Source organism: Saccharomonospora sp. CUA-673 (assembly GCF_001942305.1).
Classification (GTDB): Bacteria; Actinomycetota; Actinomycetes; order Mycobacteriales; family Pseudonocardiaceae; genus Prauserella.
In genome coordinates, this window is the sequence record NZ_MKKE01000009.1 from 42,169 (window position 1) to 57,230 (window position 15,062).

Annotated in this window: 8 protein-coding genes and 4 pseudogenes; 9 read left to right on the plus strand and 3 right to left on the minus strand. The window is 71.0% G+C overall.

Features of this window, described 5'->3' with window-relative positions:
* Positions 1 to 139 precede the first annotated feature (139 nt).
* Entirely contained in the window at positions 140 to 454 is a 315-nt protein-coding gene (locus BJF85_RS05370; RefSeq protein ID WP_075846017.1) for a hypothetical protein, read from the minus strand.
* 146 nt (positions 455 to 600) lie between these two features.
* Positions 601 to 903 (minus strand): chorismate mutase, encoded by a 303-nt coding sequence (locus BJF85_RS05375; protein WP_075846018.1) that lies wholly within the window; start codon positions 901 to 903, stop codon positions 601 to 603.
* Positions 904 to 1,122: 219 nt separating this feature from the next.
* Here BJF85_RS05375 and pcrA point away from each other — a divergent pair.
* A pseudogene (gene pcrA / locus BJF85_RS05380) lies at positions 1,123 to 3,553 on the plus strand (DNA helicase PcrA).
* A gap of 328 nt (positions 3,554 to 3,881) precedes the next feature.
* Here pcrA and BJF85_RS05385 read toward each other — a convergent pair.
* Positions 3,882 to 4,609: pseudogene (locus BJF85_RS05385) on the minus strand (M23 family metallopeptidase).
* A gap of 681 nt (positions 4,610 to 5,290) precedes the next feature.
* Between BJF85_RS05385 and BJF85_RS05390 the strand changes: the two are divergent.
* From BJF85_RS05390 to purH, 8 genes and pseudogenes are all read left to right on the plus strand, one after another.
* Positions 5,291 to 7,138 (plus strand): hypothetical protein, encoded by a 1,848-nt coding sequence (locus BJF85_RS05390; RefSeq protein WP_075846019.1) that lies wholly within the window; start codon positions 5,291 to 5,293, stop codon positions 7,136 to 7,138.
* 310 nt (positions 7,139 to 7,448) lie between these two features.
* Positions 7,449 to 8,614: pseudogene (sucC, locus tag BJF85_RS05395) on the plus strand (ADP-forming succinate--CoA ligase subunit beta).
* 5 nt (positions 8,615 to 8,619) lie between these two features.
* Positions 8,620 to 9,507, plus strand: coding sequence for a succinate--CoA ligase subunit alpha (sucD, locus tag BJF85_RS05400; protein WP_075846020.1), 888 nt, complete (start codon positions 8,620 to 8,622; stop codon positions 9,505 to 9,507).
* 288 nt (positions 9,508 to 9,795) lie between these two features.
* Positions 9,796 to 10,614 (plus strand): DUF5336 domain-containing protein, encoded by an 819-nt coding sequence (locus tag BJF85_RS05405; RefSeq protein ID WP_075846021.1) that lies wholly within the window; start codon positions 9,796 to 9,798, stop codon positions 10,612 to 10,614.
* A 219-nt stretch (positions 10,615 to 10,833) separates the two neighbouring features.
* Complete coding sequence (locus BJF85_RS05410; RefSeq protein ID WP_139320479.1) at positions 10,834 to 12,288, plus strand: DUF6350 family protein; 1,455 nt, start codon at positions 10,834 to 10,836, stop codon at positions 12,286 to 12,288.
* A complete protein-coding gene (locus BJF85_RS27115; RefSeq protein WP_139320480.1) occupies positions 12,171 to 12,533 on the plus strand; it encodes a hypothetical protein in 363 nt (120 codons plus the stop codon). The genes BJF85_RS05410 and BJF85_RS27115 overlap by 118 nt, the downstream gene beginning before the upstream one ends.
* Before the next feature lie 75 nt (positions 12,534 to 12,608).
* Positions 12,609 to 13,226: a phosphoribosylglycinamide formyltransferase gene (gene purN, locus BJF85_RS05415; protein WP_075846023.1), complete on the plus strand. Its 618-nt coding sequence runs from the start codon at positions 12,609 to 12,611 to the stop codon at positions 13,224 to 13,226.
* Positions 13,223 to 14,793 (plus strand): annotated as a pseudogene (purH, locus tag BJF85_RS05420) (bifunctional phosphoribosylaminoimidazolecarboxamide formyltransferase/IMP cyclohydrolase). The gene purN and the pseudogene purH overlap by 4 nt, the downstream one beginning before the upstream one ends.
* The last annotated feature ends 269 nt before the right edge of the window (positions 14,794 to 15,062 follow it).

The following is a 15,062-nucleotide window of genomic DNA, read 5'->3' on the forward strand; positions in this document are numbered from 1 at the left end:
TGCAGCGCAGACGATGCCCCTCGGGATGTTCACCCGGCCAAGGGTAGGAGCTTCCGCGGCTTTCGGCTCGTCCTCAAGCCGTTAGTGCGCGGATATCACTCCACTGGGCGCACCCGGCCGCGCTGCGTGTTCACCGAGGTCAACCGCCGGAACGGTACTTCGCCCGCGTCGACTGCAGGGCCTTCGTCGCCACCGCGCCGCTGCCCGCGGCGAGCAGGATGGCGATGACGTCCATGGCCATCGGGCCCGCGGTCATCAGCAGGGCGACGAGCGAGGCGACGGTCGTGCCACCCGCGATGGGCCAGCGGGAACGGACGTAGTCGGCGATCGGACCACCGCCCGCGCGCTTGTTGGCCGCACTGTTGAGCAACGCGAGGTAACCGGTGTGACCGAGGGCCGCGAGCACGCTGGCGAGCGAGATCAGCAGCGCGATCAGATTGATGATCGTTCCCATGTGTCCAGTGTGCCCGAAAGGGGTGAAGCCCCGGTCACCGGAAGCGGCCGGTGCCGCTGCGGGTAGAACGCCCTGGTGACACGCTCGGTAGGTGGCGGCCCGGCGACGCGTTCGGTGACAGGCTGGGTGCGCGGGCCGCGCCGGGCTCAGTGGCCGAGTCGGCCGCGGCCCAGGCTCAGCAGTGCGAGCGCGAGCTGACGTCCCTCGGGGCCGAGTTCGCGGTAGCGGGCGAGTACGTCCATCTCGCGGTTGTAGACGATGCGCGTCCCGCCGGCGGCCATCCGCGCGGCGCCGATCGTCCTCGACACCTCGGCGCGGCGCTTGACCAGGCGCAGGATCTCGGCGTCGAGCCAGTCGATCTCGGTGCGCAGGTCGTCGATCGAGCTCTCGGACACGGGGGTGTCGCCGGTGGGTTCGGCGGGGGATTCACCGTGGGTCTGGGCGGTCATGAGACTTCCTCCTCGGGTCGGTCCGATCCCGGTCTCCGGCCCGAAGCCGACGAAAGCCCCGGGTCCGAGGACTCCGGGGCTTCAAGGTGATGGCGAGTCAGCACGCGATCACGGGAGCCGGAGTCCGGTTCCCGTAGAAAATCGGCACGTCACGCTGAACACGTCGCGAGTATGGCACATTCCGGGGTTGTCGGGGGAGCGCGGTAGCGTGAAGTCACAATGAGCACCCTCTTCGATCTTCCTCCGGACCAGGGCAAGTACGCCGAGCTGACCGGCGACCTCAACCCGGCGCAGCGTGACGCCGTCGAGCACGCCGGCGCGCCGCTGCTCGTCGTCGCGGGCGCGGGGTCGGGCAAGACGCGGGTGCTCACCCGGCGGATCGCCTACCTGTTGGCCGCGCGCGGGGCCCAGCCCGGCCAGATCATGGCCATCACGTTCACCAACAAGGCCGCCGCCGAGATGCGCGAGCGCGTCTCCGAGCTGGTCGGGCGGCGTTCCGGCGCGATGTGGGTGTCGACGTTCCACTCGATGTGCGTGCGGGTGCTGCGACGCGAGGCGAAGACGCTCGAGATGTCGTCGAACTTCTCGATCTACGACGCGACGACGCCCGGCGGCTGCTGACGCTGGTGGCGCGCGATCTGGACCTCGATGCGAAGCGGTACCAGCCGCGGGCGCTCGCGGCGCACATCTCGAACCTCAAGAACGAGCTGATCGACTCCGAGTCGGCCGGTTCGCACGCCACCAACGACTTCGAGCGCCGCGCCGCGGAGGTCTACGTCGAGTACCAGCGCCGGTTGGCGCAGGCCAACGCGATGGACTTCGACGACCTGATCATGCGCACGGTCGAGCTGTTGCAGGCCTTCCCCGACGTCGCCGAGTACTACAGGCGCCGGTTCCGGCACGTGCTGGTCGACGAGTACCAGGACACCAACCACGCGCAGTACACGTTGGTGCGCGAGCTCGTGGGTACCGAGCCGACCGAGTCGGGCGTGCAGCCTGCGGAGCTGTGCGTCGTCGGTGACGCCGACCAGTCGATCTACGCGTTCCGCGGCGCCACGATCCGCAACATCGAGGAGTTCGAACGCGACTTCCCGAACGCGCGCACGATCCTGCTCGAGCAGAACTACCGGTCGACCCAGACGATCCTGTCGGCGGCCAACGCGGTCATCGCGCGCAACCCGAACCGCAGGGACAAGCGGCTGTGGACGTCCGAGGGCGACGGCGAGCGGATCGTCGGCTACGTCGCCGACAACGAGCACGACGAGGCCGCGTTCGTCGCGGGCGAGATCGACGAGCTCGTCGACCAGGGCACGGTGGCCTACTCCGACGTGGCGGTCTTCTACCGCACCAACAACCAGTCGCGTGTGTTCGAGGAGATCTTCATCCGGCTCGGCCTGCCGTACCGCGTGGTCGGCGGCGTGCGGTTCTACGAGCGCCGCGAGGTGCGCGACGCCCTCGCCTACCTGCGCGTGTTGGCCAATCCGGAGGACACGGTCACCTGCGGCGGATCCTGAACGTGCCCAAGCGCGGCATCGGCGACCGGGCCGAGGCGTGCGTGGCCACGCACGCCGAGCGGGAGCGCATCTCGTTCGCCTCCGCGCTGCGCGACGCCGTCGCCGACAAGGTGCCGATGCTCAACCCGCGTTCGCGCAAGGCGATCACGGCGTTCGTGGAGCTGCTCGACGGCCTGTACGAGCTGGTCGACTCCGGTGCCGAGGTCGCCGACGTCCTCGAGGCCGTGCTCGACCGCACCGGGTACCGCGCCGAGCTGGACTCCTCCGACGACCCGCAGGACGCCTCGCGGCTCGAGAACCTCGACGAGCTCGTCACCGTGGCCAGGGAGTTCACCGAGTCGGCCGCCGAGGCGGCCGCACTCGCCCCGCCCGACGACGGCGAGACCGACGCCGTGGACGACGCGGGCGTGCCGGAACCGGGCTCGCTGCCGGCGTTCCTCGAGCGCGTCTCGCTGGTCGCCGACGCCGATTCGATCCCCGAGTCCGACGGTGGTGACGAGGAGGACGACGACGAGGCCGACGACGGCGGTGTGGTCACGCTGATGACCGTGCACACGGCGAAGGGCCTCGAGTATCCCGTGGTGTTCGGGACGGGCTGGGAGGACGGCGTGTTCCCGCACCTGCGCGCACTGGGCGAGCCGAAGGAACTGGCCGAGGAACGCCGGCTCGCCTACGTCGCGATCACCCGCGCGCGCGAGCGGCTGTACCTCTCGCGCGCCCTGATGCGCACCCAGTGGGGTCAGCCCGCGGCCAACCCGGCCTCGCGGTTCCTCGACGAGATCCCGGCCGAGCTGATCGACTGGCGCAGGGAGGCTCCGACCTCGGACGGTGGCGGTTCGCCGCGTGCCGCGACGACGTGGGGCGGCCGGTCCGGGTTCGGCGCGGACTCGGCGCAGGCGAGGCTCGCCTCGGGCGGCATGCGCACCACCGGTTTCAAGGGCGTGCGGAACGACTGGAAGGACACGGTCGCGCTCAAGCTCGACGTGGGCGACCGGGTCAACCACGACAAGTACGGCCTCGGCACGGTCGTGTCGACCGACGGCACGGGCCCGCGGGCGACCGCCACGATCGATTTCGGCGCGGCCGGCACCGTGCGGTTGATGCTCATCGGCAGCGTGCCGATGCAGAAGCTCTGAACGTTCCGGGTTCGCGACGCCGGAGCTTCACTCGATCGTCTGTTCGAGTGAAGCTCGCCGTCGGCGACTGATTTCTGTCGGGGCGCCACGCTAGCCTTGGTGTCGAACACAGGTTCGAGATCAAGGTGGGTTCGTGCAGGCAGACGGCAGAGGTGTCCTGAGTGCCGGCGTCCTGGACGACGGTGTCCGGGGTGGCGATGTTCAGGGTGGCGATGTTCAGGACTGTGGTGTCCGGGGTGACGACAGCGAGAACGGCGCCGACCGGGACGGTGGCGCCGTTCTCACGAGTGCTTGTTCGGTTGTCGAGCCGGGGAGCGTCGAGCCGAGGTCAGCCGACGGTCACGCCGTGCTCGGCGAGCCAGGGCAGCGGGTCGAGCTTCTCGCCGTTGTCGGAGGTCCAGACCTCGAAGTGGAGGTGCGGACCGGTCGACTGGCCCTCGTTGCCCATGATGGCGATCTGGTCACCGGCCTTGACCTGCTGGCCCTCGGAGACGTTGAAGCCGGCGACGTGGCCGTAGACGGTCACGATGCCGTCGTCGCGCTGCACCTTGACCCACTGGCCGAAACCGCTGGCGGGGCCGGCCTCGATGACCGTGCCGTCGGTCGCGGACAGGATCGGCGTGCCGATGCTGTTGGCGATGTCGATGCCGTAGTGGGTGGTGCCCCAGCGGGCGCGTAGCCGGAGGTGAAGCTGCCCTCGGCCGGGGAGACCACCTTCGGGCGGGCGGCCTCGATCGCGGCCTGCCTGCGCTCCTCGGCCTCGGCGGCGAGCCGGGCGTTGGTGCGCTCCGCGTTCTGGGTGATCTGCTCGGCCTCGGCGGACGCGCTCGCGGCCGAGGTTTCGGCGGATTCGCGCACCTGGAGCAGCTGCGGAGCGCTCACGGGGGTGTCTCCGCCCATTCCCATGGCCGCAGTCGCGTCATGGGAGTTCGCCAGCGGCGTCACATCGGTGTTGGTGTCCACCGCGCCGGACTGGGCTTCGTTGGAGGTTGTGGTTTGAAGGGTCTGACCTGCTGCGGCGGCGGCGAAAGCACCTGCGGCGACGGCCGCGACCATGACCCGTCCGCGCAGCGCGGAGGACGGCGCGGGCAGCCGATGGGCGCCACGCGTACGCACGGTCGAATCGTCGACCCCGTCCAGCGCGTTCTCGAGCGCAGGCGAGGGTGCTTGGCCGCCGGGAGAGCGGTGTCGAGCCAAGGCGGGGGGCCTTCCGTTACTCGGGGGAGCCAGGTCGCGAACTCCGGGCGGGGGAACCGGTGGGCGATCTCGGGGGTGATCGCCCGTGTGGCACGCGCACCTCGGGGGGAGGTGACCGGCCACGTTGGTCCGTGATCTGACCGTAATGGGGACTGCGGGACAGTAACGAAGGGGCGCCGCGAGGGGCAAGGATGACGCGCGTCTTTCGGCCGTACGGGGAGTCTTCGCGCGGTCTGCCGGCGTGCGATCACGCAAGGTAGAGGCCCATTCCGAACCGACTGCGCCGTTGGTGTGAGTTGGGTTACACAAGCGCAACCGGAGGTTTGAACGTCGGGTTGTGGCCCGTTCGTTCGTCGTGTCCGGATCCCCGGCGGGGACGTGTGCCGCCTGCGATGGCACCGCTCTGTGTCGTTACCGTGCTGGCGGGAGTCCGCGTGCGCCCACGTCCGCCGTAGGCGGGGTGTGTGCGGCGTGGAATCCCTGGACAGCGGAGCCGCACAGGGCCCGAGGTGAGTCGATGCTGCAGGGGCGGATCTAGGCGTGAACGATCTTCGGTCGAACGGCGGGCGGTCCCTGCTGACTGCCGCGCTGGTCGCTGCGGCCGCGGCGGCCGTGCTCGGGGTGCTGGGTGCGGTGCTGCCGGTCGTCGACGGCGCCGAACGCGGGCTGTCGGCCGCGCTCGCCGTGCCCATGACGGCCGTGCTGGCCGCGCTGCCGGTGGCGCTGGCGGGCGCGTTCGCCGCACGCGGACGCCCCGGCGTCGCCGTGGGTGTGCTCGTCGGCGCGGCCGCGCTCGCGCCGGGCAGGGCGGTGCTGGACCTGCAGTTCGCCGCCGACCCGTCGCGGGCTCTGCGTCCCGAGCTGTACGTGCCCACGGATCTGCAGGCCCATGAGCCAGCGATCGGACTGTGGCTGCTCGTCGCCGGGCACGTCGTCGCCGCTGTCGCCGGTCTGCTCGCCGTCCGCGCCCGCGAGGGTGCGGCGGTGGCCGAGCCCGTCTTCGGTGCGTCCGCCTCGGCAGGCGACATCTCCGGTCCCGCGGGCGACACCCCCGACGAGAACGACGGCCGGGGCGTGCCCGACGACGGGTCGACGAACCGGCTGACCGCCGTGGTGCTCGTGGCCGTCGTCGCCGCGATCGGCCTGTTGATGCAGCCGATGGTGTCCGACGACGTCTATCTCCTGGCGCAGAACGCGTTCGAGGGGCCGGTGGTCGCGATGGCCGGCTACCTGCTGCTCGCGGCCGCGCTGCCGTTGGCCGCCGCGGTCGCCGTGTCGACGAACGACCGCTCCGGCGCCGCCGGCACGCTGTACGGCCTCGCCGCGGGCGGGGCGGCCGTCGCCGTGCCCGCGGTCGTCTCGGGTCTGGCCGCCGACGTGGTCGGCGTCGACGTCGGACCGTTCGTGGCGCTGGCGGGACTGCTGGGTCTCGTGGCGGCCGCCGCGCTGCCCGCCCGCACCCGAGGCGCCGCATCCGACTCCGCCGGTGCGGCCGTGCGGCTGCCGGGCGGCACGGGAATGTCGGTGACCACCGGCGCGCTCGCCGTCGTGACCGGCGTACTGGCGGTCGTCGGCGCGCTGATGCCGCAGCTGGCCGTCGAGGCCGACCTCGCGCCTCCCGAGAGTCCTGCCCGGTGGACCTTGCTGGCCGCGGGCGTGCTCGTCGGCGTCCTCGGCCTGGTGATCGCCGCGGCGCCCGCGGTCGGGACGCGGGTCGCGGTCGGTGTCCGGCCGACGCTGTCGGTGGCGTGGGTGTCGGTGCTCGTGGCGGGCACGGCGGTGCTCGACACGGCCGTGACGGCCACCGGTTCCGCTGGCGGCATCGCCTCGCCCGGGCCCGGCGTCGTCTGGACCTGGAGCGCCATGCTGCTGGCCGCCGTGACCGCGGTGTGCTCGGTGATCACGGGCGCCGTGCAGCGCGACGCCGAACTGGACACCGACACCGGCGCCACCTCCACCACCTCCACCACCGACACCGAGGGCGCCCAGGGCGCCGCCACCCGCCCGTCGCCGGTCCTGCTCGCCTCGCTGGCCGGGACGGGACTGCTGGCCGTAGCGGCGTTCGCCTTCCCGGTCCTGACGGCGTCCGGCTACACCGCGGCCGGGTTGTGGTCGCGGCTGGGCACACCGTCGTGGGGGCTGCTCGCGGCGGTGCTGGTCGTCCTCGGCGCGCTGGCGCTGGTTCCGCGGAGCAGGCCGGCCGCGGCGGTGGGTCTGCTCGCCGGGGTGGGCGTGGTGGTGGCGCTGCGGGCCGCGGCGTTGCCGTTGATGCGCGGCGAGCTCGACGCGGCCACCGCCGGCATGGGGTTCTGGTTCGGTTTCGCCGCCCTCGTCGCCGTGGTCGTGACCGGGATGGTCGCGGCGCTCGGCGGGCCCGCGCGGCGCTGATTCGCACCGAGTTCCGACCCGGGTTCGACGCCGGGTTCTGGCGAAAAGGAAAAATCGCATTCCGGCCGGGCTCTGCCGCCCCCGGCGGCTACTGTTCGGTAACTCCTGTGTGGCGTCCGGCTGAATGCTTCAAGGCGAGGGCGATCTGCGCCACAGTCCCAGCTCAGAGCGTTTTTGGTGACCGAGTTCACCAGAGGCGGGCGCGTCGCGCCGAGGCCGGCTCGATAGGGTCGTCCCCGTCCGGCAGCACGGTTTGTGACAAGAAGTCTTTGCAAACCACAGTGGCGTGTGTCGTCAGGAGACAGAAGTAGTGGACCTCTACGAATATCAGGCGAAGGATCTCTTCGCCGCTCACGGCGTGCCGGTGCTTCCCGGCGCGTGGCGAGTACCCCGGAGGAAGCACAGGCCGCGGCTGAGCAGATCGGCGGCCAGGTCGTCGTCAAGTCGCAGGTGAAGATCGGCGGCCGTGGCAAGGCGGGCGGCGTCAAGCTGGCCGAGAACCCTGCCGAGGCCAAGGAGAAGGCCGAGGCCATCCTCGGCCTGGACATCAAGGGTCACATCACGCGGCGCGTGCTGGTGACCGAGGCGTCGGACATCGCCGAGGAGTACTACTTCTCGTTCCTGCTCGACCGCGCGAACCGCACCTTCCTCGCGATGGCCTCCGCCGAAGGCGGCGTGGAGATCGAGCAGCTGGCCGTCGAGCGCCCGGAGGCGCTGGCCCGCGTGGCCGTCGACCCCATCGAGGGCATCGACAAGGCCAAGGCCCTCGACATCCTCACCCAGGGCAACTTCCCCGAGGCCGTCAAGGACGAGGCCGCGGACGTCGTCGTCAAGCTGTGGGAGACCTTCGTGGCCGAGGACGCCACGCTGGTCGAGATCAACCCGCTGGTGCGCGACCCGCAGGACAAGATCGTCGCTCTCGACGGCAAGGTGACCCTCGACGAGAACGCCGGTTTCCGGCACCCGAACCACGAGGGCCTCGTCGACAAGGACGCCGAGGACCCGCTGGAGGCCAAGGCCAAGGCGAAGGACCTCAACTACGTCAAGCTCGACGGCCAGGTCGGCATCATCGGTAACGGTGCCGGTCTCGTGATGTCCACTCTGGACGTCGTGGCCTACGCGGGCGAGAACCACGGTGGCGTGAAGCCGGCGAACTTCCTCGACATCGGTGGCGGCGCCTCGGCCGAGGTCATGGCCGCCGGTCTGGACGTCATCCTCGGTGACCCGGACGTCAAGAGCGTGTTCGTCAACGTCTTCGGTGGCATCACCGCCTGCGACGCCGTCGCGAACGGCATCGTCGAGGCGCTGAAGATCCTGGGTGACGACGCGACCAAGCCCCTCGTTGTGCGCCTGGACGGCAACAACGTCGAGGAAGGCCGCCGCATCCTGGACGCCGCGAACCACCCGCTGGTCACCCAGGTGGACACCATGGACAACGCGGCGGACAAGGCCGCCGAGCTGGCGGCAGGAGCGTAAGAGACATGTCGATCTTCCTCGATTCCAGCAGCAAGGTCATCGTTCAGGGCATCACCGGGTCCGAGGGCACCAAGCACGCGACCAAGATGATCGCCTCCGGCACGAACATCGTCGGCGGTGTCAACGCCCGCAAGGCCGGGCAGACCGTGACCATCGCCGAGAAGGACCTCACCGTCTTCGGTTCGGTGTCCGAGGCGATGGCCGAGACCGGTGCCGACGTCAGCGTGATCTTCGTTCCGCCGAAGTTCGCCAAGGACGCGGTCATCGAAGCCATCGACGCCGAGATCCCGCTCGCGGTCGTCATCACCGAGGGCATCCCGGTGCACGACGCCGCGTACTTCTGGGCGCACGCCAAGGCCAAGGGCAACAAGACCCGGATCATCGGCCCGAACTGCCCGGGCATCATCTCGCCGGCGCAGTCCAACGCGGGCATCATCCCGGCGAACATCACCGGCGCCGGTCGCATCGGCCTCGTGTCGAAGTCGGGCACGCTGACGTACCAGATGATGTACGAGCTGCGTGACATCGGCTTCTCGACGTGCGTCGGCATCGGCGGTGACCCGATCATCGGCACCACGCACATCGACGCCCTCGAGGCGTTCCAGGCCGACCCGGAGACCGACGTCATCGTGATGATCGGTGAGATCGGCGGCGACGCCGAGGAGCGGGCCGCCGACTTCATCTCCGAGAACGTGACGAAGCCGGTCGTCGGCTACGTCGCGGGCTTCACCGCCCCGGAGGGCAAGACGATGGGCCACGCCGGCGCGATCGTCTCCGGTTCCGCGGGCACGGCGCAGGCCAAGAAGGAGGCCCTCGAGGCCGCGGGCGTGAAGGTCGGCAAGACGCCGACCGAGACCGCCGACCTGGCCAGGGAGCTGTACAAGGCTCTGTAGAGCGAGTTCTCTCAGCAGCACAGGGGCCGGGCACCGCACGCGGTGTCCGGCCCTTGGCATGCGTGGGACGGTGGCTGTGTGTCCGTACCGGTGCAGAGGTGGCGGAACCCGGCGGGCGAATCGTCCGTCTAACCGGCGGGGGTTCCCGGCGGTGCGCTAACGTCCGTGCTGTGGTCGTCGGCCGGCCGACGATCGACGGCCGGAGGCGACCCGAAACCCCGGGTGTGCACGGCAGGGCGACCAGGACCCGCCGTGTCTGCGAGCGAGAACCACGACAGGAGAACACGGATGAGCTTCCCGAGCGGTGGCCCCGGTACGGGCGGATTCCCCGGCCAGGGACCGCAGCAGCCGCAGCAGCAGGCGCAGCAGCCTCACCAGCCGCAGCAATCATTCCCGGGGCAGCCCGTGGCTCCGGCCGGCGGCGGTGGGCTGAAGCTCGGCCTGCCGCAGATCCTCTTCCTGGCGACGGCCGGGCTGGGTCTGGTCATCCTCTTCCTGGGTTTCATGAACGTCTACGTCGCGCCCGGTGGAAATGCGGGGATCTCGTTCTATGCGGGCAGTGCGGGCTGGGCGCCCGCCCTGTACTTCCTCAGCGGTCTCGTCGCCGCGTTGACGATCGTTCCGGGCGACAAGCACAAGCCCGGGGCGTGGCCCGCGCTCATCGCGATCGCCGTGACGTTCCCGTTCCTGTTCTTCACGTTCTCCGTCGACTACGACCTCGGCGCCGGCGCGATCATCGTGCTGATCGTCGGCATCATCCAGATGCTCGCGGCGGTGGCGGCGTTCCTGTTCGACGAGAACATCATCAAGCCGCCGCAGCCGAAGCCGGCACAGCCCGCGCAGCCCGGCCCGTACGGCCAGCCGGGCCCGGGCGGCTACCCGGGCCAGCACTCCGGGCCGCAGTCGGGTGGGTTCGCGCAGCAGGGCCAGCCGCCGCAGCCGGTGAACCCACACGCGCAGCCGACGGCGTACGCACCGCAGCAGGGCCAGTTCTTCCAGCCGCAGCAGGACCCGAGCCAGACCCAGGGTCAGCAGGCGCAGGGCCAGCAGGGTGGCCAGCAGGGCCAGCTGGGCGAGCCGGGCCAGGGGCCGCAGCAGGGAGCGTGACCGTCCGCCGGCACCAGCGGCGCCGGTCCGACTACCACAGATAGACAGCGCGCACGCGGCGTCCACGGCCGAACACCGGCTGTGGACGCCGCGTGCGTTGTAGGGCCGGTTGTTCGGCCGGTGTGAGGGAACCCGGTCGGGCGAACGTGATTCTCGTCAGAGGGTGGCGCGCGGCGTGGCGCCTGCTGGGGTGCGACACCGTTTGCGATGGTCGAGGGCATGAGCCTGCTCGACTCCTCCGGCCGTTCCGCGTCCGCGGACGGCGAGTCGGTGCCTGGTTCGTCCCCGTCGCCGTCCCGTTCCACCTGGGTACGGGCGTTGTCGACGGCCGCGTTGGCGCCGCTGCTCACCGGATTCCTCGTCACGGCGGCGCTGCTCACGGCGGTCCTCGCGATCGCGACGACCTCGCATTTCGCCACGGCCACGGTGTTCGCGACGGCCGGACCGCTGTGGCTCGCGGCGTACCAGGTTCCGCTGGACATCGGGGGACAGCCGCTCGGCGTGCTTCCTCTCGTGCCGACGATCGCGGTGGTCGTCGGTGTCGCCCGCACCGCGCGGAGCGGGGCGCAGCGTCTCGGGCTCACGACGTGGGATCGGGTGCCGGTGCTGATCGGCGTCATCGCGGGCGCCCACGCCCTGGCCGGCGGCGTCCTCGCGCTGGTGACGGCCGACGAGCACATCACGGTCGACCCGCTGTCGGCCGTGTTCGTGCCCGCGCTCGTGGCGACGCTGGCCGCGACGGTCGGGCTGGCGAAACCCTGCGGTCTGACCACCGAGATCGCGCGCTACCTCGACCCGATCGCCATCCGGGGCCTGCGCGCGGGCGCGCTCGGCATCGCCGGCCTGCTGGCCGCGGGCGGATTGGTCGTGACCCTGGCGACCGGGTTGTCGGTGCCGACGATCGGCACGCTGTTCGACGAGGTCGCCCCCGGTGTGGGCAGCGGCGTCGGACTCCTGCTGTTGTCGCTGGTGTACGTGCCGAACGCGGTGGTGCTGGGGCTCGGCTTCGTGACCGGTCCCGGCGTCGAGCTGGGCGCCGTCGGCGTGGGTCCGTTCACGTTCACCGGCGGCGGCGTTCCGCCGTTCCCGCTGCTCGGCGCGCTGCCCGCCGAGCACGCGCCGTGGTGGCCGGTGCTGCTCGTGTTGCCCGCGGCGGTCGGTGCGCTCGTCGGCTGGACCCTGCGGACGTGCCACGACGACCCGCGGACCCGGCTGCGCATCGTCGGCGTCGCCGGCGCGACGGTCGGTTTCGCCGCGGTGGTGGCCGGTTTCCTCGCCGGCGGACGGCTGGCCTCGGGCCCGTTCGACCCGGTCGGCATCCCGCTCGGCTTCGTCTCGATCGCCGCGTTCCTGTGGATCGCCGTGCCGGGCGCGCTCGTCGCCTGGTTCGCCGCGCCCGCCCCCAACCCGCGCCCGCCACCGAGGAGCCAGCCGAGCCCGAGGCCGACGAGGCCGACGAGGACAGCGAGGTCGACCCGGACGAGGCCGACGAAGACGACCCGGACGAGGCCGACGGCGCGGAAGGCGACGAGGCCGAGTCCGATGTCGACGACGAAATGGACCTCGACGAAGAAGAAGCCGAAGACAGCCTCGAAGGCGAAGAAGCCGAAGAAGACGACGAAGACGAGTCGGACGAGGAGAACGAGAACAGCGAAGCAGAAGAGGCCGAACTAGACGAGGCCGACGAGCCGGACGACGAACTCGACGCCGACGAGCACGACGAGGCCGACCTCGACGACGACGACGCCGACGACGAGCTCGACGGCGAGCGGGGCGGTGACTCGGCCCACGACGAGGCCGGCGCGAAGCCCATGACGAACCCCACGACGCGGGGGAATCCGCTGATGACGACCGGGACCAGGGCGAACGTGCGGACCGTCACTGAGTCCTCGGCGGGTGGCGGCGCGCGCCGGCGTTAGGGTGTGGGGCACCAGGTCATGCGATGTGCGCAACCGTGTGCACCACTCGGCTAGGAGAGCGTTCTGGGTACCAGGTTGGAGTTGCCGACGCCGGCGAAACTCGTCGTTCTCGCCTCGGGCTCCGGAACCCTGTTGCAGGCGGTCCTCGATGCTGCTGCCGCGCCGGACTTCCCTGCCACCGTCGTGGCCGTGGGCACCGATCGCGCGGGCATCGCGGCGCTGAAGCGCGCCGAGGCCGCCGGCGTTCCCCATTTCACGGTGCGCACCACCGACCACGCCGACCGCGCTGCGTGGGACGGCGCGTTGCGGGACGCCGTCGCCGCCCACGAACCCGATCTCGTCGTATCGGCGGGTTTCATGAAGCTGCTGGGGCCTGCGTTCCTCGAGGCCTTCGGGAACCGGGTGATCAACACGCATCCCGCGTTGTTGCCCGCGTTCCCCGGAATGCACGCGGTCGCGGACGCGCTGGAGGCCGGGGTCAAGGTCACCGGGTCGACGGTGCATTTCGTCGACACCGGTGTGGACACCGGGCCGATCATCGCGCAGGAGCCGGTGGTCGTGGACCCGGATGACGACGAGTCGAGCCTCCACGAGCGGATCAAGGTGGCCGAACGCCGGCTGCTCGTGGATGTGATCGCGAACCTGGCGCGTGCGGGGTGCACGTTGGACGGACGAAAGGTGAGGTTGTCGTGAGCGAGCGGACTCCTGGGGCCGGGCAGCGCCCGATTCGGCGGGCGCTGATCGGGGTGTCGGACAAGGCCGGGCTGCTCGAACTCGGCACCGGGCTGCACGCCGCCGGGGTGGAGATCGTGTCCACCGGCGGCACCGCGAAGGTCCTCGCGGACGCGGGTGTGCCGGTGACGAAGGTCGAGGAGGTCACCGGGTTCCCGGAGTCGTTCGACGGCCGGGTCAAGACGTTGCACCCGCGCGTGCACGCGGGGCTGCTGGCCGACCGTGGCAGGGCCGAGCACGAGGCCCAGCTCGCCTCGCTCGACATCGCGCCGTTCGATCTGCTCGTGGTGAACCTGTACCCGTTCGAGAAGACCGTGGCGTCGGGGGCGAGCCCCGAGACTGCGTCGAGAACATCGACATCGGCGGTCCCGCGATGGTGCGCGCCGCCGCGAAGAACCACGGCAGCGTCGGGGTGGTCGTCGACCCGTCGAACTACGAGTGGGTGCTCGAGCGCGTGCGGTCGGGCGGGTTCACGTTCGCCGAGCGCACCCGGCTCGCCGCGCGGGCGTACGCCCACACCGCGTCGTACGACACGGCCGTGGCGGCATGGTTCGCCGGTTCGTACGCCCCGGCCGACGAGTCGGGCTTCGCCGATTTCGCCGGCGCCACGTGGGAACGCGGTGACGTGCTGCGGTACGGCGAGAACCCGCACCAGACGGCCGCGATGTACCGGACTCCCGGCGCGGGCGGTATCGCGCACGCCGAGCAGCTGCACGGCAAGGCCATGTCGTACAACAACTATGTCGACACCGACGCCGCGCGCCGGGCCGCCGCCGACTTCGACGAGCCCGCGGTCGCGATCATCAAGCACGCCAACCCGTGCGGCATCGCCCTCGGCGACGACATCGCCGAGGCGCACCGCAAGGCGCACGCATGCGATCCGGTGTCGGCGTTCGGTGGGGTGATCGCGGCCAACCGTCCGGTGTCGTTGGCGATGGCCGAGCAGATCGCCGACGTGTTCACCGAGGTCGTGTTGGCGCCGGCGTTCGACGACGACGCCCTCGAGGTGCTGACCCGCAAGAAGAACGTGCGCCTGCTGACCCTGCCCGAACCGGTCACCTCCGACGTCGAACTGCGGCCCATCTCGGGCGGCATGCTGATGCAGAGCGTGGACCGGATCGACGCCGAGGGCGACGATCCCGCCGACTGGACGCTCGCCACGGGCGAGGCCGCCGACGAGCAGACCCTCGCCGACCTGCGGTTCGCGTGGCGGTCGATCCGCGCCGTGAAGTCGAACGCGATCCTGCTGGCGCACGACCGCGCTACCGTCGGGGTCGGCATGGGCCAGGTCAACCGGGTCGACTCGTCGCGGTTGGCCGTGCAGCGCGCTGCCGAGCGGGCACAGGGTTCGGTCGCCGCGTCGGATGCGTTCTTCCCGTTCCCCGACGGCCTGCAGGTGCTCCTCGACGCGGGGGTGCGCGCGGTCGTCCAGCCCGGTGGTTCGGTGCGGGACGCCGAGGTCGTCGCCGCCGCCGAGGCCGCGGGCGTGACCCTCTACCTCACCGGGACGCGCCACTTCGCCCACTGAGTCTCTACCGCAGTAGGCCCCGATGTCCGACCATTTCGGACATCGGGGCTTTTTCGTTCCATAGCGCACTTTCCGGAGATCAGGGTCGCGTGTGGACACTCGTCCTGTCGGCGGTCTCCGGTGGTTGCGGTCCCCTCGATGGGGGATTCGCGATGCTGCCCGGGGCCTCGTCCGTGGCGCGGATTCGCCCCGTGGCGGCCACCCGGGGCGCGGCGATTGCCCCGGCCGTGGGGTCGGACCCGGGTGGCGTGTCCGGCAGTCGGATCTGC